This is a genomic window from Burkholderia sp. NLJ2, assembly GCF_049487195.1.
Classification (GTDB): Bacteria; Pseudomonadota; Gammaproteobacteria; order Burkholderiales; family Burkholderiaceae; genus Burkholderia; species Burkholderia pyrrocinia.
Window position 1 is genome coordinate 1,735,646 of sequence record NZ_CP137810.1, and the last position, 19,355, is coordinate 1,755,000.

Annotated in this window: 17 protein-coding genes; 4 read left to right on the forward strand and 13 right to left on the reverse strand. The window is 66.7% G+C overall.

Annotated features, from left to right (window positions below; genetic code table 11):
• Positions 1-10: 10 nt before the first annotated feature.
• The 5 genes from R9B84_RS30120 to R9B84_RS30140 form a co-directional block, all read right to left on the reverse strand.
• Entirely contained in the window at positions 11-2,236 is a 2,226-nt protein-coding gene (locus R9B84_RS30120; protein ID WP_423761118.1) for a polysaccharide biosynthesis tyrosine autokinase, read from the reverse strand.
• 50 nt (positions 2,237-2,286) lie between these two features.
• The gene (locus R9B84_RS30125; protein ID WP_423763514.1) at positions 2,287-3,465 is read right to left on the reverse strand and encodes a polysaccharide biosynthesis/export family protein; all 1,179 of its coding nucleotides are present in this window, start codon (positions 3,463-3,465) and stop codon (positions 2,287-2,289) included.
• Positions 3,459-3,902: a low molecular weight protein-tyrosine-phosphatase gene (locus R9B84_RS30130; protein WP_047901442.1), complete on the reverse strand. Its 444-nt coding sequence runs from the start codon at positions 3,900-3,902 to the stop codon at positions 3,459-3,461. The genes R9B84_RS30125 and R9B84_RS30130 overlap by 7 nt, the downstream gene beginning before the upstream one ends.
• A gap of 30 nt (positions 3,903-3,932) precedes the next feature.
• Complete coding sequence (locus R9B84_RS30135; RefSeq protein ID WP_423761119.1) at positions 3,933-5,345, reverse strand: UDP-glucose dehydrogenase family protein; 1,413 nt, start codon at positions 5,343-5,345, stop codon at positions 3,933-3,935.
• A 130-nt stretch (positions 5,346-5,475) separates the two neighbouring features.
• Positions 5,476-6,849 carry an undecaprenyl-phosphate glucose phosphotransferase gene (locus R9B84_RS30140; RefSeq protein WP_423761120.1) on the reverse strand — a complete coding sequence of 458 codons (1,374 nt, stop codon included), beginning with the start codon at positions 6,847-6,849 and terminating at the stop codon, positions 5,476-5,478.
• A 428-nt stretch (positions 6,850-7,277) separates the two neighbouring features.
• On the opposite strand from R9B84_RS30140, the gene R9B84_RS30145 reads away from it, so the two are divergent.
• Positions 7,278-8,804 (forward strand): mannose-1-phosphate guanylyltransferase/mannose-6-phosphate isomerase, encoded by a 1,527-nt coding sequence (locus R9B84_RS30145; protein WP_423761121.1) that lies wholly within the window; start codon positions 7,278-7,280, stop codon positions 8,802-8,804.
• Between the two features lie 123 nt (positions 8,805-8,927).
• Here the strand turns inward: R9B84_RS30145 and R9B84_RS30150 are convergent, their stop codons facing one another.
• The 8 genes from R9B84_RS30150 to R9B84_RS30185 all read right to left on the reverse strand — a co-directional run bounded on the left by R9B84_RS30150 (position 8,928) and on the right by R9B84_RS30185 (position 15,958).
• Positions 8,928-9,872: a transposase gene (locus R9B84_RS30150; protein WP_423761122.1), complete on the reverse strand. Its 945-nt coding sequence runs from the start codon at positions 9,870-9,872 to the stop codon at positions 8,928-8,930.
• A gap of 725 nt (positions 9,873-10,597) precedes the next feature.
• Entirely contained in the window at positions 10,598-11,179 is a 582-nt protein-coding gene (locus R9B84_RS30155) for a DUF3501 family protein (RefSeq protein WP_423761123.1), read from the reverse strand.
• Between the two features lie 31 nt (positions 11,180-11,210).
• Complete coding sequence (locus R9B84_RS30160; RefSeq protein WP_423761124.1) at positions 11,211-12,548, reverse strand: heterodisulfide reductase-related iron-sulfur binding cluster; 1,338 nt, start codon at positions 12,546-12,548, stop codon at positions 11,211-11,213.
• Between the two features lie 122 nt (positions 12,549-12,670).
• Entirely contained in the window at positions 12,671-13,093 is a 423-nt protein-coding gene (locus tag R9B84_RS30165; protein WP_047901447.1) for a rubrerythrin family protein, read from the reverse strand.
• 243 nt (positions 13,094-13,336) lie between these two features.
• Positions 13,337-14,605 carry an RNA polymerase sigma factor gene (locus R9B84_RS30170; protein ID WP_423761125.1) on the reverse strand — a complete coding sequence of 423 codons (1,269 nt, stop codon included), beginning with the start codon at positions 14,603-14,605 and terminating at the stop codon, positions 13,337-13,339.
• Entirely contained in the window at positions 14,602-15,018 is a 417-nt protein-coding gene (locus tag R9B84_RS30175; protein WP_423761126.1) for a VOC family protein, read from the reverse strand. Before R9B84_RS30175 ends, R9B84_RS30170 begins: the two co-directional genes overlap by 4 nt.
• Positions 15,019-15,056: 38 nt before the next feature.
• Entirely contained in the window at positions 15,057-15,479 is a 423-nt protein-coding gene (locus R9B84_RS30180) for a YciI family protein (protein ID WP_423761127.1), read from the reverse strand.
• 125 nt (positions 15,480-15,604) lie between these two features.
• A complete protein-coding gene (locus R9B84_RS30185; RefSeq protein WP_047901451.1) occupies positions 15,605-15,958 on the reverse strand; it encodes a YciI family protein in 354 nt (117 codons plus the stop codon).
• Positions 15,959-16,165: 207 nt separating this feature from the next.
• Between R9B84_RS30185 and R9B84_RS30190 the strand changes: the two genes are divergently transcribed.
• The 3 genes from R9B84_RS30190 to R9B84_RS30200 all read left to right on the forward strand — a co-directional run bounded on the left by R9B84_RS30190 (position 16,166) and on the right by R9B84_RS30200 (position 19,335).
• Positions 16,166-18,040, forward strand: coding sequence for an ExeM/NucH family extracellular endonuclease (locus R9B84_RS30190; RefSeq protein ID WP_423761128.1), 1,875 nt, complete (start codon positions 16,166-16,168; stop codon positions 18,038-18,040).
• Between the two features lie 259 nt (positions 18,041-18,299).
• Positions 18,300-18,686: a DUF883 family protein gene (locus tag R9B84_RS30195; protein WP_423761129.1), complete on the forward strand. Its 387-nt coding sequence runs from the start codon at positions 18,300-18,302 to the stop codon at positions 18,684-18,686.
• Between the two features lie 64 nt (positions 18,687-18,750).
• Entirely contained in the window at positions 18,751-19,335 is a 585-nt protein-coding gene (locus tag R9B84_RS30200) for a BPSL1445 family SYLF domain-containing lipoprotein (protein ID WP_423761130.1), read from the forward strand.
• Positions 19,336-19,355 lie beyond the last annotated feature (20 nt).

The following is a 19,355-nucleotide window of genomic DNA, read 5'->3' on the forward strand; positions in this document are numbered from 1 at the left end:
CGCACTGCACTCAGGCGCTCAGGTATTCGTGCACGGCCGCATAACCGCGGCCGTAGCCGCGCGCCTTCGGCGGCACGCCGTTGAAGATCCCGCCTTCCAGATCGACGCCCGCGGTACGCAGGCGCTTGATCGCGTCGGCGATCTCGCCTTCGGTGTGCATGCCCGAGCGCAGCACGAGGAACGTCGAGCCGGCCATGCGACCGATGATGGTCGCGTCGGTCACCGCCAGCACCGGCGGCGAATCGATCAGCACGACGTCGTAGCGCTTGCTGAGCCCTTCGAGGTATTGCGGCAGGCGCGTCGACATCAGCAGTTCCGACGGGTTCGGCGGGCGCGTGCCGGCCGCGATGAACGACAGGCCCTGCACCGGCGTTTCGCGCACGGCATCCTCGAGCGGCGACTGGTCGCTCAGCAGCTCGGACAGGCCCGGCTGCGCGGTCAGGCCGAAGTAGCGGTCGAGCAGGCCGCGACGCATGTCGGCGTCGATCAGCAGCACGCGCTTGCCCGAATGCGCGAGCAGCACCGCGAGGTTGACCGCCAGGAAACTCTTGCCGATACCGGGCGTCGGGCCCGTCAGCACGATCACGCGGTTCTTCGCATCCATCATCGCGAACTGCATCGCGGTGCGCAGGCTGCGCAGGCTCTCGACGCTGAGATCCTTCGGACGCAGGCTCGCGAGGATCGGCCGCGCGCGGCTGCCGCTCTTCTCGGCCGCGGCGTCGAGCTTCACCTGCTCGGCGCTTTGCGGCACCAGCCCGTACAGCGGCAGGTTGAAGGTGCGCTCGATGCGATCGGGATCCTCGATGCCCTGGAACATGTTGCGGCGCAGGAACACGACGCCCGTGCCGAGAATCAGCCCCAGGAACACGGCGGCCGACAGGATCAGCACCTTCTTCGGCTTGACCGGATCGCCCGGGCGCAGCGCCGAATCGACGAGGTGGATGTTGCCGCCCGTGCCGGCCTTCTGCACCGACAGTTCCTGCACGCGGTTCAGCAGCAGCACGTAGATGTCCTCGGCGACCTTCGCGTCGCGCTGGAGCTGGACGGCCTTCACTTCGGTCGCCGGCAGGCTGCGGAAGCGGTTGCTGTACTTGTCCTTCTCGCCCTGCAGCTCCGCGAGCTGCTGCTTCGCGGCGATCACCATCGGGTGCGATTCGGTGAAGCGCTGCGCGAGCGACGCGAGCTGCAGGCGCTGCGCGGCGATCTGCTGCTCGTACTGCACGCTGCCCTCGAGGTAGACCTTCGCCTCGTCGCTCGCGTTGATCGAGCCCGACGTGCGCTGGTACTGCGTCAGCGCGGCTTCCGCGCGTTCGAGGTCGGACTTCAGGCGCGGTTCCTCGCCCTTCAGGAAGTCGAGCATCTTGGTCGCTTCGGCCTGCTTCGCGATCACGTGCTGGTTCAGGTACGACTGCGCGAGCGCGTTCGCGATCGCGGCGGTCTGATCCGGGTCCTTGCCTTCGAGCGAGATCTGCACGACGCCCGTCTGCTTGCCCTGCTCGCTTACCTGGATCCCGGCCTGGAAGCCGCCGATCGCATCGAGATCGTTGTAGCGGACCACCGTGAACTGCGTGCCGGGGCGCGCGACGAGCTTCTTCACGAGCAGCGTCACGCCGCCGCCCTGCGCCGCTTCGCCGACCTGGCCCGCCAGCAGCCGGGTGCCGTTCTGGTCGACGATCGAATAGGTGTCGTTCGGGCCGGCCGTCAGCGTCAGCTTCTTGCCTTCGAGCTCGGGCACGACGCTGATCGAATCGACGTCGGCGACTTCACCGCCCCACGCATACGATTTCAGGCCGAGCCACGGTCTTGCCGGCGTGCCCGGCGTCGCGACGCGCGCGGCGAGGCTGCCGATCACGGGCAGCGTCTTCGGCACGACCGAGAAGTTCAGCTTGAACTGCTCGACGACCGGCGCGACGACGCCGCGGCTCTTGATGATCTCGATTTCCGCATCGGTCTGCGCCTGCTGCGGACCGGTGTTGATCGTCGCGCCGGTCTGCGTCTGCGTGAGCGCCTGCGACGTGTTGTCGTTGCTCTCGACCCGCACGTGCACGTCGGCCTGGTAGACCGGCTTCGCGATGTAGCAGTAGAGACCGGCGAGCGCGATGACGGTCACCGCGATGCCGAGCAGCAACCAGATGTCGTCCATGATGACCTGGAGCAACTGGCCGAGGACGACGTCCTCTTCGTCGGTTTTCACGGACAGATCCGCGTAGGAGTGTTTCGCTTGCGTGTTCACCATTCGTTCCCGCTTGAGTGGTGCCGGGGCGGAGGCGCCGCCCCGGCGGGCTATCAGCGCGTGATTTGCTTCATGAAGAAAATCGTCTGGATCGTCGGCAGCACCTGCTGCAGCACCCGGTTGAACTGCACCGAGCTCGCCGTGCTGACGTAGACCACATCGAGCGGCTGAAGCGGGAAGCGGCTCGACAGCATCAGCGCGTCCGGCTGCGTCATGTCGAGACGGAACACTTCAGGCTTCGTCGGGTTGTCGCGCATCCCGCGCATCACGTAGATCTTGCGCGGGTTCGCATCGGTGTCGAGGATGCCGCCGCCGGCCGTCAATGCGTCGGCGATGGTCAGCTTGCCCTTGAGCATCGGCACCGTGACCGGCGTCTTGACCTCGCCCATGATGTACACGCGGCTGTCGCTGCGGTCCGGCACGTTGACGATGTCGCCCTGCTGCAGCATCACGTTCTGCCGCACTTCGCCGCGGTCGAGCACGCCGTTCGCGTCGAGCGTGTAGAGCTTGCCATCGCGCGTCAGGCGCACGCGCTGCAGGTCGGCCTCGGTGGTCGAGCCACCCGAGCGCGAGATCGCGTCGACCAGCGTCAGCGGCACGTCGCTCATCGCGAGCGGGCCCGGCGTCTTCACCTCGCCCGTCACCTGCACCTTCTGGCTGCGGAACGACAGCACGCGCACGTCGAGCTGCGGGTTCTTCACATAGCGCGCGAGACGCGTGGCCAGCTCGTCACGGGTCTGCGCGATCGTCTTGCCCGCCACGTGGATGCGGCCGACGAACGGGAAGAAGATCGTGCCGTCGGCGGCCACCGTCTGGCCGTACGGATCGGCCTGGCCCGGCAGCGACGACGAATAGGGCTGCTGCAGCGCGCCCGCGATCGTCTGCGTCGTGTTGCCGCCGCTCGAGAACGACTGGCCCTGCGGCGTCGTCAGCTCGGGGTGGTCCCAGACGGTCACGCCGAGGATGTCCTGCGGGCCGACGCGGTACACGTACTGCGACGGATCGGTATAGCGTGCAGGCGGCAGCGGGTGCTCGACCTGCTGCTTCTGCAACTGGTCCATCACCACTTTGGCGTCGATGTAATGAACCGGATAGGTCTCGGCCGCTTGCTGGCGGCCTTCGTCCTTCAGGTTCGACGAGTCGAGGTAGTTGCCGGGCGCGGTTGCACAGGCTGACAGGAAAGTCGTCAGCGCGACGGCAAGCGCCACCGGGCGCATCGGGCGTTTCAGCATAATTTCTGTAGCCATCCTTGAACCAGACGTTCGATCAGTGAGTAGCTCTCGCGGTAATCGGCCTCGCGGCCGCCGTGCGGATCGGCAATCTCGGCCCCTTCCCACTTGCCGAGCAGGTGGACCTTGCCGCGCGCGAACGGATCGACCGATTCGACGGCCGCGATCTGTCCGCGCTCGCTGACGAGAATCAGGTCGGCGTCGCGCACGAACCGGCGCGACAGCCGCCGCGAGCGGTGGGTCGTCGCATCGACGCCGCGCTCGGCGAGCAACTGCCGCATCACCGGATCGATGCCGTCGCCGTCGTTCGCATGAACGCCGGCCGAGTGGAACGTCGGACGCGGGCCGCCGCGCGACGCGGCGTGCGACTTGAACAGCATTTCCGCCGCCGGGCTGCGGCAGACGTTCGCGTGGCAGACGATCAGGATGTTCCGGAACATGGCGTCTCGTAACGAGTGACGTGAAACGGGTTACGCGCTTGCGCGCGCGGTGCCCGGCACGCGGGCGGCGACGGCCTGGCGCGAGCCCGGCCGGCCGATCGGGTGGTATTCGATGCCCTGCTCGCTCATCGTCTCCGGCTCGTACAGGTTGCGGCCGTCGAAGATCACCGGCGTCTTCCACAGGCGGCCGAGCGCGACGAAGTCGGGGCTCTTGAACGCCTTCCATTCGGTGACGATCACGAGCGCATCGGCATCGCGCGCGGCCTGTGCTTCATCGTCGACGAAGCTCAGGCGCTCGAGCCAGCTCGGGTGATCGGCGAGATCGAGCGCGATCACGCGGCGCGCTTCCTGCTGCGCGACCGGGTCGTACGCGGCGATGCGCGCGCCGCGCGACAGCAGCTCGGCGATCAGCTCGCGGCTCGGCGCTTCGCGCATGTCGTCGGTATTCGGCTTGAATGCGAGGCCCCAGATCGCGAACGTGCGGCCCGTCAGGTCCTCGCCGAAGCGCGCGACGATCTTGTCGGCGAGCACGCGCTTTTGCGTCGCGTTGACCGACGACACGGCCTTCAGGATCTGCAGCGATTGCCCGTGATCGTCGGCCGTGCGGATCAGCGCCTCGACGTCCTTCGGGAAGCACGAGCCGCCGTAGCCGCAGCCGGCATACAGGAAGTGATAGCCGATGCGCGGATCGGAGCCGATCCCGCGGCGCACGGCCTCGATGTCCGCGCCGAAGCGGTCGGCGAGGTTCGCCAGCTCGTTCATGAACGAGATGCGCGTCGCCAGCATCGCGTTCGCCGCATATTTCGTGAACTCGGCCGAGCGCACGTCCATGTACAGCGTGCGCTCGTGGTTGCGGTTGAACGGCGCATACAGCTTCTTCATCAGCTCGCGGGCGCGCTCGCCCGGCACGTCGTCGTCGCAGCCGATCACGATGCGGTCCGGCCGCGTGAAATCGTCGACCGCCGCGCCTTCCTTCAGGAATTCCGGATTCGACACGACCGAGAACATCTGGTCGCCGCCGCGCTTCGCGAGCTCCTCGGCGACCGCCGCGCGCACGCGCTCGGCCGTGCCGACCGGCACCGTCGACTTGTCGACGATCACCTTGAAGCCCGTCATGGTGCGGCCGATGTTGCGCGCCGCCGCGAGCACGTATTGCAGGTCGGCCGAGCCGTCCTCGTCGGGCGGCGTGCCGACCGCGATGAACTGCACGTCGCCGTGCGCGACCGCGGCCTCGACATCGGTCGAGAAACGCAGGCGGCCGGCCGAGCGGTTGCGCGCGATGACTTCCTTGAGGCCCGGCTCGTGGATCGGCACGCCGCCGTTGTTCAGGATGTCGATCTTTGCCTGGTCGACGTCGAGACAGAACACGTCGTGCCCGATGTCGGCGAGACAGGCGCCGGTGACAAGACCTACGTAACCGCTGCCGATGATAGTCAGATTCATGATGTGTCGACCTCTTGACCAATGATTCGAAATTCGTGGAACCGGAATGCCTGCACGGGAGTGCGTCTCGGGAAGACGCCGGGCCGCCCCGGGTTTTCCGCCCCGCAGGACGTCCCCTGGGGGCACTCACTCAATACGCGTTGCTGCCGGTGAAACCTTTCCAGAGCGTCAGCGCGACGATCTTGATGTCGAGCCAGAACGACCAGTTCTGCATGTAGTACAGATCGAGCTTCACGCGTCCCATCATCTTCTCGATCTGGTCGGTCTCGCCGCGAAAGCCGTTGATCTGCGCCCACCCGGTGATGCCGGGCTTGATCCGGTAGCGAAACATGTAGCCCTTGACCAGATCCTTGTAGATGTCGTCGTGCGCGAGCGCATGCGGGCGCGGGCCGACCACCGACATCTCGCCCTTCAACACGTTGATGAACTGCGGCAGCTCGTCGAGGCTCGTGCGGCGCAGGAACCGGCCGACCGGCGTCACGCGCGTGTCGTGCTTGGTCGCCTGCGTCACCGTGCCAGCCGCTTCCTGGTGCACCTTCATCGAACGGAACTTGTAGATCTGGAACTCGTGCCCGTCGATGCCCTTGCGTTTCTGGCGGAAGAACACCGGCCCGCGCGACGTCAGCTTGATCAGGCCCGCGATCAGCAGCATCGCCGGCGCGAGCGCCGTGAGCGCCGCCAGCGCGAACAGCCGGTCGAACACGAACTTCGGCAGGATCCGCACGTCGGTGATCGGCGACGCCGCGAGGTTGATCGCCGGCACGCCGAGCACCTCGACCACTTCCTGGTTGAAGAACGACAGCGTGCGCACGTCCGGGATGAAGCGGATGTTCACGAAGTCGTGGCGGAATACCGTCACGATCTGGTGAATCCTCGGTTCCTCCGAGATCGGCAGCGTGAGCCACAGCTCGCTGATCGCGCGGCTGCGCACGAGCCACACCAGCGATTCGAACTGCCGCTCGATGCGCACGTCGTCGAGTGCGACATCGCCCCGCGCTTCGCTGTCGTCGTACACGCACACCGGGTTGAAGCCCGCTTCCGGCCGCGCCCGCATCTGCGCGATCAGCCGCCGCGCCGCCGGCGTACCGCCGACGATCGCGACCGCCTTCAGGTTGTAGCCGCCGCGGCGCAGTTGCCGCAGCACGACGTGCACGCACGCCTTCGAGCCGGCGAGCAGCGCCATCGTCACGAGCGCCCAGTAACCGAGCCACAGCCGCGACAGGTCGCCCGACTGGTGAAAACTGAAGCTCATCAGGATGCCCGCGAGCTCGACCACGAGCCACGCGAATGCGACACGCCCCATCAGCCCGACGAGACGCTTGCCGCGCCACGACTGATAGATGCCGATGGCCGGAAAGAACACCACGACCAGCAGGCAGTCGAACAGCACCGTCGTGCGCTGCAGGTCGTTGAGCCAGATGCTGCCGTCGTGCAGCGCGGCGGCGATCAGCGCCCCCGCCACGACCATCGCGATATCGATGACTCTCGCCAGCACGCTCAACATGTCTGCTTCCTCTTTGAACAGGCGTTTGCCGAACAGCTCCTCGTGCAGCCCTTGCCGCACCTTCGATTCAAACGTTGCATGACGCTATTGAAGCGGCAAGAAATTCGCCCCTCAAGCGCACAAGTATTTCGAAAAATAATCGGAAATTCTTGCTGCGAACTTTTCGATTTAATTCGGCAGGTTTTCCCGAATCGATCGGGAATCGGAAAGTTTTCGGAAACGTTACGTTCGCCTCAAGCCCTTTGCAGGCACGGGATGGCCAACAATGCCAGGAATTATTTTTTATTTTTTTATTTGCATCCGATGCGATCGCGGAAAATTTTTCCAGATGAATGCCTGGCGAATATCAGCCAATGGACCCGGTTTTATTGTCGATTTACTTCATGCTACAACGACAGGCACTGACTTCAACCGTGGAGAGTATCATCATGAATGCTCCGGCCGTGGCCGCCGAAACGCGCCAATCTTCTTCCGCCGCCCCCGCCGCAGGCACGCGCCTCGCCGTGCAGCCGGTGATTCTTGCCGGCGGTTCCGGCACACGCCTGTGGCCGATGTCGCGCGAACGTTTTCCGAAACAGCTCATCGGCCTGCTCGGCGATCATTCGCTGCTGCAGTCGACCGCGCTGCGCCTCGACGGCCTGACGGCCGACCACCCGCTGAACGACGACGTGCTGATCGTGTGCGGCGAGGACCACCGCTTCACGACCGCCGAACAACTGCGCCTGACCGCCAAGCCCGCGACGATCATGCTCGAGCCGCTCGGCCGCGACACCGCGCCCGCGCTGACGCTCGCCGCGCTGCGGCTCGTCGCCGACGGCAACGATGCGGTGATGACCGTGATGCCGGCCGACCATGCCGTCGCCGACCTGCCGCGCTTCCACGCGGCCGTCGCGGCCGGCGTGCACTGCGCGGCGCAAGGCAGGATCGCGACGATGGGCATCGTGCCCACGCACGCGGAAACCGGCTACGGCTACATCCGCGTCGGCGCGCCGCTCGGCGACGCCGCGACGGGCGACCTCGACGTGCGCCGCCTCGACCGTTTCGTCGAGAAGCCGCACCTCGAACTCGCGCAGCAGTACGTCGCCTCCGGCGAGTACTGGTGGAACAGCGGGATCTTCATCGTCCGCGCGTCGGTATGGCTGAAGGCGATCCTCCAGCTCGAACCGGCGATCTACGCAGCCTGCGAACAGGCCATCGCACAGGGCAAGGCCGATGGTGACTTCTTCCGCGTCGATCGCGATGCGTTCGCGGCATCGCCGTCGAACTCGATCGACTACGCGGTGATGGAGCCGCTCGCGAGCCTGCCGCAACTGTGCGAGAGCGTCGTCGTGCCGCTCGACGCGGGCTGGTCGGACGTCGGCTCGTGGGACGCGATCTGGCAGATCTCGCAGAAGGACGAGGCCCGGAACGTCGGCCGCGGCCACGTGCTGTTCGAAGGCGCCGAATCGACTTTCGCGCATTCGGAAAGCCGGCTCGTCGCCTGCGTCGGCACGCAGAACCTCGTCGTCGTCGAAACGCCCGACGCCGTGCTCGTCGCGGACAAGTCGCGCGTGCAGGACGTAAAGAAGATCGTCGGCCGCATCAAGGCGCAACAAGGCGCGGAAGCCACCGATCACCGCAAGGTGCATCGTCCGTGGGGCCACTACGATTCGGTCGACATGGGCGAGCGCTTCCAGGTGAAACGCATCGTCGTGAAGCCGGGTTCGCGACTGTCGCTGCAGATGCACCACCACCGCGCCGAACACTGGATCGTCGTGCGCGGCACCGCGCGCATCACGCGCGGCGACGAAACGTTCCTGCTGTCCGAAAACGAATCGACGTACATCCCGCTCGGCGTATCGCACCGCCTGGAGAACCCGGGCAAGATGCCGCTCGAACTGATCGAAGTGCAGTCGGGCGCGTATCTCGGCGAGGACGACATCGTCCGCTTCGACGATACCTACGGCCGGCAGTGACGCATCAAGCACCGGGGGCGCCGCTGCGACAGCGGCGCCCCCGGTGTTACAAGCATGGAAAGACGAAGCCTCCGCGCGGGCGTCGTGGCACACGACGGCCCGCGCGATGCATTCGACCGGCGCTCAACCTACGCGGTATGCATATTCGCGGCGATCCGACTGCACGGGATCGTTGCGGCTTTCGGACAGCGCGCCCGCATGACGCTCGGCGATGAAGCGCTTGATGTCCGACTCCGCACGCGCCAGCGCGGACAAACCGGCCAGCACCTCGCTTTGCGGCGCACGACGCGCCGGCTCGTCGCTCGCACCATGGCGATCGATCCACTGGCGTGCCCAGTCGAGCGCGAACTGCTCCGCTTCCTCGGCATCGGTGAAACGCGGACCGATGAGTCCCGAGCGCTCGACGCGCCGGTCGTCCTGCGAGATCTCGGCCCACGCGCGATACATCAGGTTCTGCACGGGCTGCGCGATGCCGCAGATCGTATAGCCGCGATACTCGTCGACTTGCGGTTCGGCCGCGGTGAAGCTCGCCGACGACGCGCGCGCATGGCGCAGCTCCGCCGCAGTCGTACCGGGCACCGCGAACGACGTACCGGCCGGATCGACGACTTCGTCATCCGGCCTCGTGCTCAGCGACGCGCCTTCGCCCTCCCAAACGTTTGCCTGCGCAACCGGCAATTGCCACGACTCGGGGTTTTGCCAGAACACGCCGCGCAAGCGATCGTTGTCGGGCACGGGCTCCGTGCGACGCGCAGGCATGACCGGCACCGGCGGCGGCGGAATATACGCGAACGCGCGCCCGCTGAACTGGGTCAGCACGTCGATCATCTGCAGCAACGTGCCGCTCGCGAGCCACTCCTCGTAGCGACGACGGCACGTCGGCCCGGACGGATAACGACCGGGCAGCTTGGACCAGGCTTCACCGGTCGTCAGGATCCAGAGCACCGCGTTGGCAACGACGCGCGGTTCGGCTCGTGGACGCCCACGACGATTCAGCCGGATGGGTTCATCGGCGATCAGCGTTGAAAGACGACACCACTCTTCATCGTTAAGCTCATCGAAGAACATAGTAGATCTCTCCACGCAGCCAGGCCGGGCTGCGATTGGCGGCGCCGTCGCGACTTATCGCGTCGCGGGGCGGCCAGGTTGCACATTATGGTTATCCGGTGTTGTGCATGCCGATCCGACACCGCACTTTCACGGTGCCGGAATTCCCGGCAATGGCGCACAAATCACGGTCTCACTCCAATGTGGGAATTTTTGTGCACGAAGCATACCATCCTCAGGGTTTATCTCAATATGACAATGACTTAATGTTACGCACTGAAACAACCTGCCATGAATGCGTAATGTATTTACGGATGAATTTTTTTGCGAGATCTTTATACCCGTCGCCGCAAAGGCCCGCCTGGCGGGGCTCTACAAGGTATGAAGAATGGCCGCCAATGGGCCCTTCCGGGCTGATCCGACCCCTGCCGGCAACAATCCCCGGAATCGCCCCCTAAAATCGGTAAATCGGGGAAAATTCCGTAACAAGATATTCACGAATCGGTAAATCATTCAATTTCCGTTCAACTGAATTATCTCCATGCACAATCTTTTTAATGTTTCTCCGCGAGTGACGAAAGCACTGTGACGCGGGATGCACACTATTTCTCCGCATGCAAGCGCACGGCGCCTGTTACATCTTCGCGGCGACTGGCGAGCGCCCGCGCCGCGCCAATCGCGGAAAACCCGTTTTCGGGTCGGAACGGAAAAGCGGAATACGCCGCGCAGGACGCGCGGCGGTCGTGTCAGCGCAGGTCGCCGGCCAGCGACGCGGCCACATCCGGATCCACGCGCTGCAGCGGCATCGTGTAGGCCGGGTGATCGCAGCCGATCGACAGCGCCGCCCCGCCCTTGAGCGCCGCGCGCACCGGCGCGTCGAGCTCGAAGCGCACGAAATGCACGGCCGACGTCTTCTCGTCGTTGTCGCGCTCGAGATCCTCGTCGGCGATCGCATAGACGCTCGCCTGCCCGTCGACCTGCAGGTACACGCGATCCTCGACGCCGATCAACCGCGCGAGCGCCGCGCGCCGCTCGATCTCGTGCTCGTATTCGATCTGCATCGTCGCCTTCAGGTTGGTGCCGTCGGGCACGAGCGGCAGGTACGCTTCCAGCTCGCCGTCGATGCCCGCCTCGTCGAAGATCTTCTCGATGTGCAGCATCTCCTGGATCTGATAGCGGATCGTCGTCTCGTCCTCGAACAAAAAACGCAGGTGGTTGCCGAGCGCGACCGCGCGGCGGCGCTTGTACGCGACGAGCCGCGCGTGTTCGGTCCTGCGGATCTTCGCGTACGCTTCGAGCGTCAGCAGGGAGTCGCGGGTCAGCGTCATGGGTTGTCCTCGTGGGTCGGCCGGCAGCGGCTCAGATACCGTATGCGCGGCGCAGCAGCGTGAGCGGATGCGCGAGCGGCGCGGACGGCAGCCCCTTCTCGTCGATGCCCTGCACGATGTGATGGCCGGCCAGCGCGCAGTCCGACGACACGAAATCCGGCTGCGGCTCGGCCATCGCCTTGAACACCGGCGCGCCGATCCGCATAGCGTCCGCATGGAATTCCTTCTTCACGCCGAACGTGCCCGCATGGCCCGAGCAGCGCTCGACGACATTCACGCGCGTATCCGGCACGAGCGACAGCGCATCGGCCGTCTTGCGGCCGATGTTCTGCACGCGCGCATGGCACGGCACGTGATACGACACGGTGCCGAGGCCGGTCTTGAAATCGGTCTTCAGCAGCCCGTCGCGATGCCGCGCGATCACGTATTCGAACGGATCCCAGAATGCGTCGGCCACCGCGCGCACGGCTTCGTCGCCGGGGAACATCAGCGGCAGCTCGCTCTTGTACATCAGCACGCAGCTCGGGATCGCGCCGATCAGCGCATAGCCTTCGCGCGCATAGCGTTCGAGCACGGGCAGGTTCACGTCCTTCTTCGCGGCGACACCGGCAAGGTTGCCCTGCTCCAGCAGCGGCATTCCGCAGCACGCTTCGCGCGTGACGAGTGCGTATGGAATGTCGTTGTGCGCAAGGATCGCGAGCAGGTCGTGACCGATGCCGGGCTCGTTGAAATTCACGTAGCACGTCGCGTAGATCGCGACCTTGCCGGGCGTGCGTTCGCCGTCGCGCGCGGGCGGGTTGTCCGAGCGCTTCGCGGCGCGCCGGAACTTGCGCGGCGCGAACTCCGGCAGCCACGCGTTGCGATCGACGCCGAGCGTCGCTTCGAGCGCATGCCGTGCGGGCGCCGTGCGGTTCACCGCGTTCACCGCCTGCGTGACGATCGGAATGCCCGCGAAGTGCCCGAGCGCATCGGTGTTCGACAGCACCTTGTCGCGCAGCGATGCTTCGCCGCGCTTGTAGCGCGCCGCCTTGCCGCGCAGCATCAGGTGCGGGAAGTCGACGTTCCATGCGTGCGGCGGCACGTACGGGCATTTCGTCATGTAGCAGAGGTCGCACAGATAGCACTGGTCCACGACCTTGCCGAAGGCTGCCTTCGGTACTTCGTCGATGTCGCCCATCGGCGTGTCGTCGACCAGATCGAACAGCGCCGGAAACGCGCCGCACAGCGACACGCAGCGCCGGCATCCGGCGCAGATGTCGAACACGCGCGTCATTTCCGCATCGATCGCGGCCTGGTCGTAGAACGCATCGGACTGCCAGTCGAGCGGATGCCGGGTCGGGGCTTCGAGACTGCCTTCCTTGTGGGGCATGAGGCGCTCCAGCGTGGCGCGCATGCGCGCGAGCGCGCTGCCCGCGCGCTGCGGGCAGCGATGAACGAACGGCCGGCCGCTTGCGGGTCACACGGCCGTACCGTGCGGCCTGCGGCGGCCCGTCAGTCGACGAGGCTGCCCAGCGCCTTCGTATAGCGGTTCGCGTGGCTGCGTTCGGCCTTCGCGAGCGTCTCGAACCAGTTCGCGATTTCGTCGAAGCCTTCGTCGCGCGCCGTCTTCGCCATGCCCGGATACATGTCGGTGTATTCGTGCGTTTCGCCGGCGATCGCCGATTCGAGATTCAGCCGCGACGAGCCGAACGGCAAGCCCGTTGCCGGATCGCCGACGGCTTCCAGGTATTCGAGGTGGCCGTGCGCATGGCCGGTTTCGCCTTCGGCGGTCGAGCGGAATAGCGCGGCGAGGTCGTTCTGGCCTTCTACGTCAGCCTTCGAAGCGAAATACAGATAGCGCCGGTTCGCTTGCGATTCGCCTGCGAATGCGGCCTTCAGGTTCTCTTCGGTTTTGCTGCCCTTGAGGTGAGCCATTTACGCCTCCGTTCGAGTCGGCGCGGCCGCGTACGAAGCCGGGCCGATCAGATATGTGGGGAACGATGCATTTGCCCGGGGGCGCGCGCATCGTGCCTTTCAATCTAGGCGCTCGCGTTCGCATCCCCCAATAGGCATTTTCAATCCAGGCGATAGTGCCGGGCGCGCATCGGGGGGCATCGGGGGCATCGGGAGGCATCGGGAGGGTGCGTAAGCGTGGCGTAGGCCGCGCTTGCGCGCGCTTCACGCATCGATCGCGCGCTTGAGCAGCAGTTCGCGTTCGCGCTCGTTGCGCGTCAGTTCCGCCGCGCGGCGGAACTCGAGCTTCGCCTCGTCGGCACGGCCGAGCTTCGCCAGCAGGTCGCCGCGCACGCTCGGCAGCCAGTGATAACGCGCGAGCGCGGGATCGTCGCGCAGCACGTCGACGAGTTCGAGCGCCGCGGCCGGCCCAAACGCCATCCCCACGGCCACTGCGCGGTTCAGTTCGACGACCGGCGACGGGGCGACTTCGGCGAGCGCGTCGTACAGCGCGACGATCTGCGCCCAGTCCGTTTCCGACGCGTGGCGCGCACGCGCATGGCAGGCGGCCAGCGCGGCCTGCAGCGCATACGGCCCGCGCACGCCGCCGAGTTTCGTCGCCCGTTCGAGCGCCGCGAGGCCGCGCCGGATCAGCAACTGATCCCAGCGGCTGCGATCCTGGTCGAGCAGCAGCACGGGCCGGCCCTGCGCATCGGTGCGTGCATGCATGCGCGACGCCTGCAGTTCCATCAGCGCGACGAGCCCGAGCACCTCGCTCTCGTCCGGCGCGAGCCCGGCCAGCACGCGGCCGAGCCGCAGTGCCTCGTCGCACAGCGCCGGACGCGTCCAGTCGTCGCCCGCGGTCGCCGCATGGCCTTCGTTGAACACCAGGTAGATCACTTCGAGCACCGACGCGAGCCGCGCGGGCCGCGCATCGGCGGCGGGCACCTCGAACGGCACGCGCGCCGCCGCGAGCGTGCGCTTCGCGCGTACGATCCGCTGCGCGATCGTCGGCTCGGGCGTCAGGAACGCGCGTGCGATCTCGCCCGTCGTCAGCCCGCCGAGCAGCCGCAGCGTCAGCGCGACGCGCGCGTCGGTCGACAGCACCGGGTGGCACGACGTGAAGATCAGCCGCAGCAGGTCGTCGCCGATGTCGTCGTCAGTCGCGTCGGCGAGCGCATCGGCGATGTCGGGGACGACATGCGCTTCGAGCGCGTCCATCTCGTGGCCGAGCTGGTCGCGCTTCGCCGCATGGAGCGACTCCTGCCGGACGCGGTCGAGCGCGCGACGCTTCACGGCCGTCATCAGCCATGCAGCCGGGTTGTCGGGCACGCCGTCGACGGGCCAGTGCTCGAGCGCCGCGACGAGCGTGTCCTGCGCCAGTTCCTCGGCCACGCCGACGTCGCGCACCACGCGCGCGGCGCGCGCGATGATCTTCGGCGCCTCGATCCGCCAGACCGCCTCGATCGCACGGTGGGTCGCCTCGTGCGTCACGCCGATGGCCCCTGCGCGGTCGCGTCCTGCTCCATGTACATCAGCTCCCACGCGTGGCCGTCCGGATCGGTGAACCCGTGGCCGTACATGCCCGGATACTCCAGCGGCGGACGCGGCGTGGTACCGCCGGCCGCACGCGCTTTCGCGACGGTATCGTCGACTTCGGCCCGGCTTTCGCACGACAGGCACGACAACGCCTGCACGTGCGTCGCCGGATCGACGATCGTCTTGTCGGTGAAGGTCTGGAAGAACGGCCGCACGAGCAACATCGCGAAGATCGTGTCGCTGATGCGGATGCAGGCGGCCTGATCGTTCGTATAGGCCGGCACGACCTCGAAGCCGAGCGCCTGGTAGAACGTCTTCGAGCGCGGCAGGTCGGCCACGGGCAGGTTGATGAAAACCATTTTGTGCATGACGGGTGCTCCGGGTGAGGTTGGATTCAGGCTGGGATTCAGCCAGCGTTACCGCGGCCGACGTGGAGTTCGCGGAACCGCTCGACCGCATCGCTCGGCGTGAGGTCGTCGAGTTCGAACAGCGGCCGCACCTCGATCTCGCAATCCATCTCGGCGCCGAACGGCGCGGGGAACCGGCGCGTCCATTCGAGCGCCTCGTCGCGCGAGCGCACCTGGATCAGCGTATAGCCGGCGATCAGCTCCTTCGTTTCGGCGAACGGGCCGTCGACCACCGTGCCCTTGCCGCCCGTGTAGCGCACGCGCCAGCCGCGCGCACTCGGCCGCAGGCCGTTCGCGTCGAGCAGCACGCCTGCATTGGCCAGCTCCTCGTGATAGACGGTCATGGCCTCGACCAGCCGGTTGTCCGGCAACGCGTCGGATTCGCTGACGGCGTTGGCCCGGATCATGATCATGAATCGCATCGTTCACTCCTTGTCGTCGGTGGCAGGAGGCGCCCGTTCATCGGCGCCTTATCCAGACGACGGGCGGAAGACGAACGGATCGACACTCGCCACGACAAATCAGGGTAAATACCGAGTCGCAGCCTTCACAGGAAGCACGGGCCGACCGCGCGTACCTCGACCGTGCACCATTGCGCGGCCGGGCACTGGCGTGCGATCTCGATCGCTTCCTCGCGCGTGTCGACGTCGACGAGGAAGAAGCCGCCGACCATCTCCTTCGCCTCCGCGAACGGGCCGTCGAGCAGGCGCGTCTCGCCGTCGCGCACCTGCACGCGCGTGCCGCGCTCGGAGCGCTCCAGCGACTCGACGCCGCGCAGCACGCCGCGTGCCTTCAGCGTCTCGGCGAAATCGACCATCCGCGCGTAAAGTGCCTGGCCGTCGTCGAGCGTGCGTTCGGCGCGCTGGTCGGTCGGTTCGACAATCAACAGCATGTAAGACATGGACTTCTCCTGTGGGGACGGGGTGCGGCAGCGTTCGCTGCGCGATCGGAATGCGACACCCGATGCGAAAGCGTAACAGCCGCGGCAGGGCCTGCATGCATCGTTAGCCATCCGGCACTGGCCGGACGGCCAATTCGGCCGCTTCCTGACATTTTGCCGTCAAGATGCGTTCCCGAACTGTCGGATTTTCTTCCAGTGGACCGTCCCATGTCACGCCTGCTTCCGTCGCTTGCCGTTGCGCTATCGCTCGCCCTCTCCTTCCGGCCGGCCGCGGCTGCGCTGCCGGTCAGCGCCGGCTGCGGCGGCGCGACCACGGCGATTGCCGACCTCCGCAGCGCCGGCGGCCCGTCGCCGCTGGCCGGACAAACGACGTCGATCGAAGCGGTCGTCACCGCGGCGTTCGGCGGCGCCGACAGCTTCGGCGGTTTCTTCGTCCAGCAGGCCGACGCGCAGCGGCGGCATCGGCCGGGTGTGCCGGAAGGCCTGTTTGTCTACGCGCCGAACGCGCGCGCAAACGCCGGCGATCTCGTGCATCTCACGGGCCGGGTCGACGATAAATACGGCCGCACGCAGTTCGCGCTGTCGGGCGGCATCGCCGTCTGCGCACGCGGGCAGACGGTCACGCCTGCGACGCTCACGCTGCCGGTCGATACGCCGGCCGTGCTGGCCGCGCACGAAGGCACGCGGGTGCGCCTGCCGCAAACGCTGACGGTCAGCGATACCTACGAACTCGGCCGCTACGGCACCCTCGTTCTCAGCAACGGCCGGCTGCGCATCCCGACCCACGTCGCGACGCCGGCCGAAGCCGCCGCACACGCGGCGGCCAACGCGCGCAACCGCATCGTGCTCGACGACGGCTCGAGCCGCCGCGATCCCGCGACCGTCCGCTATCCGCCGCCCGCGCTGAGCGCCGCCAACACGCTGCGCGCGGGCTACACGGTGCGCGGCGTCGAAGGCGTGCTCGAACTACGCTACGGCACCTGGCGGCTGCAACCGACAGCCGGCGCGGCGCCGATGTTCGACGCTGCCGCGAATCCGCGCACCGACGCGCCGGCCCGGCATGCGGACGCCGACGTGCGCATCGTGTCGTTCAACGTTTTCAACTATTTCAACGGTGACGGCCATGGCGGTGGATTCGACGCGCCGGCCAACCGTGGCGCAAAGACGCACGCTGTCTTTGCGCGGCAGGAAGCGAAGATCGTCGCGGCGTTGCGCGCGCTGCGCGCCGACGTGATCGGGCTGATGGAAATCGCGAACAACGGCCACGGCAACGCGAGCGCCGTGCGGCGTCTCGCGGCGCAACTTGGCGACAGCTGGCGCGCGGTCGATCCCGGCACCGCACGGCTCGGCCGCGACGCAATCGCGGTCGCGCTGCTGTACGACAGCCGCACGGTCGAGCCGGTCGGGCGCACGGCGACCGTCGCGCTCGGTGGCCGGCACCGCCCGCCACTTGCGCAGACATTCCGGCGCATCGATGGCACGCGCGCGTTCACGGTCGCGGTCAATCACCTGAAGTCGAAGAACTGCCCGAACGCGACCGGCGCCGATCTCGACCAGGTGGACGGCCAGGGCTGCTGGAATGCGGCACGCACGCGCGCGGCCACGCGCATCGCCGACTGGCTCGCCACGTCGCCGACAGGCGCCGCGGCCGACGGCGTGCTGCTCATCGGCGACCTGAACAGCTATGCGAAGGAAGATCCGATCCGCGCACTCGAATCGCGCGGCTATGCGAACCTGGTTGCCCGCTTCGTCGGCGATGCTGCGTACAGCTACGTATTTCGCGGCGAAGCCGGCAACCTCGATCACGCTCTTGCCACGTCGACGCTCGCCGCACGCGTGAAGGCCGTGCACATATGGCACATCAACGCCGACGAACCGGTTGCGCTGCAACCCGTGCCCGATTACAAAACGCGCGTGCACCGGTCGTCTTATTACGCACCCGACGCATATCGCTCGTCGGACCACGATCCCGTCATCATCGATGTCGCGCTTGACGGCGGCGGCCCATCGCGTGGCGCGGGCACAAACCGTGCTCACCAAACAGTGTCGACTCGTGCATTTGCATCGACACAAGGCCTGTGACGGCACTAATTACCTGGCGCACCCCTGGTACCGCCACATTTACCGGATTTTCACTTCATGCCGCTGCCCGATACGCCGCTTCGCCTGAAACGCGAAATTTTTTCAATCGCCGCGCCACCCCGCGCGACGGGGCTTCGCGGCGATCTTGCCGATCCATTGAAAATTTGTCTCGAAACTCAATTGGGGCAAGTGAATCACATTGATTGCTGGGATTCGTCTTATCTTCAAATTTGCCTGGAATCGAAGGAGGATAAACACCATGGCGCTCACCGACTCGATCGAACACAAACTGGACCGCGGCCTGGCCGACATCCGTCGCACCGGCCGCCGCGTGGGACGCACGACGCGCTCGGCCGCCCGTGACCTGCATGCGGATGTAACCGACGACCTGCGCGGGCTGGTCGACGAACTGGAAGACCTGCTGAAAAACGATGGCGACGGCGATATCGCCGCGCTGCGCAAGCGCGTGCAATCCCGGCTCGACGAAGCGCGCAGCGCGCTCGACTACGCGTCGGGCAGCGCGGCCGCCCGGCTGCGCGATTCGGCCGAACGCGTGTCGCAGGCCGTGCACGACAACCCGTGGCAGACCGCCGGTGTCGTCGCGGGCCTCGCGTTCGTTGCGGGCCTGCTCCTTGCCCGCCGTTGAACGGGGCTGCCCGCCCCGCTGCCCGCACCGTCCGCTCTCAATCCGACAACGAAGGAGAACCGCCATGCAGAAGTCTCTCGCCATGAAAGCCGCCGCCGCCGTGATGCTAGGAAGCCTCGCGCTCGCCGGCTGCACGACCACGCCCGACAAACCCGAAAGCGCGTCGACCAGCGCGTCGAAGCGCGAGTCGATCGACGCGAGCGTGAACGCAACGCTGTCGCGCCTCTATTCGACGGTGCCGGGTTCGCGTGAACTCGTCGCGAAATCGCGCGGCGTGCTCGTGTTCCCGAACGTGCTGCAGGCCGGCTTCATCGTCGGCGGCCAGTCCGGCAACGGCGCGCTGCGCGTCGGCGGCAGCACCGTCGGCTACTACAACACGTCGTCGCTGTCGGTCGGCCTGCAGGCCGGCGCGCAATCGAAGGCGATCGTGTTCCTGTTCATGACGCAGGATGCGCTCGACTCGTTCCGCAAGTCCGAAGGCTGGGCCGCCGGCGCCGACGCGTCGGTCGCGGTCGTGAAGGTCGGCGCGAACGGCGCGGTCGACACCACCACGGCCACCGCGCCGGTCGAGGTGCTGGTCCTGACCAACGCGGGCCTGATGGGCGACCTGTCGGTGAACGGCACCAAGGTCACGAAGCTCAATATCTGACGGTACGGCACGCGGCCTTG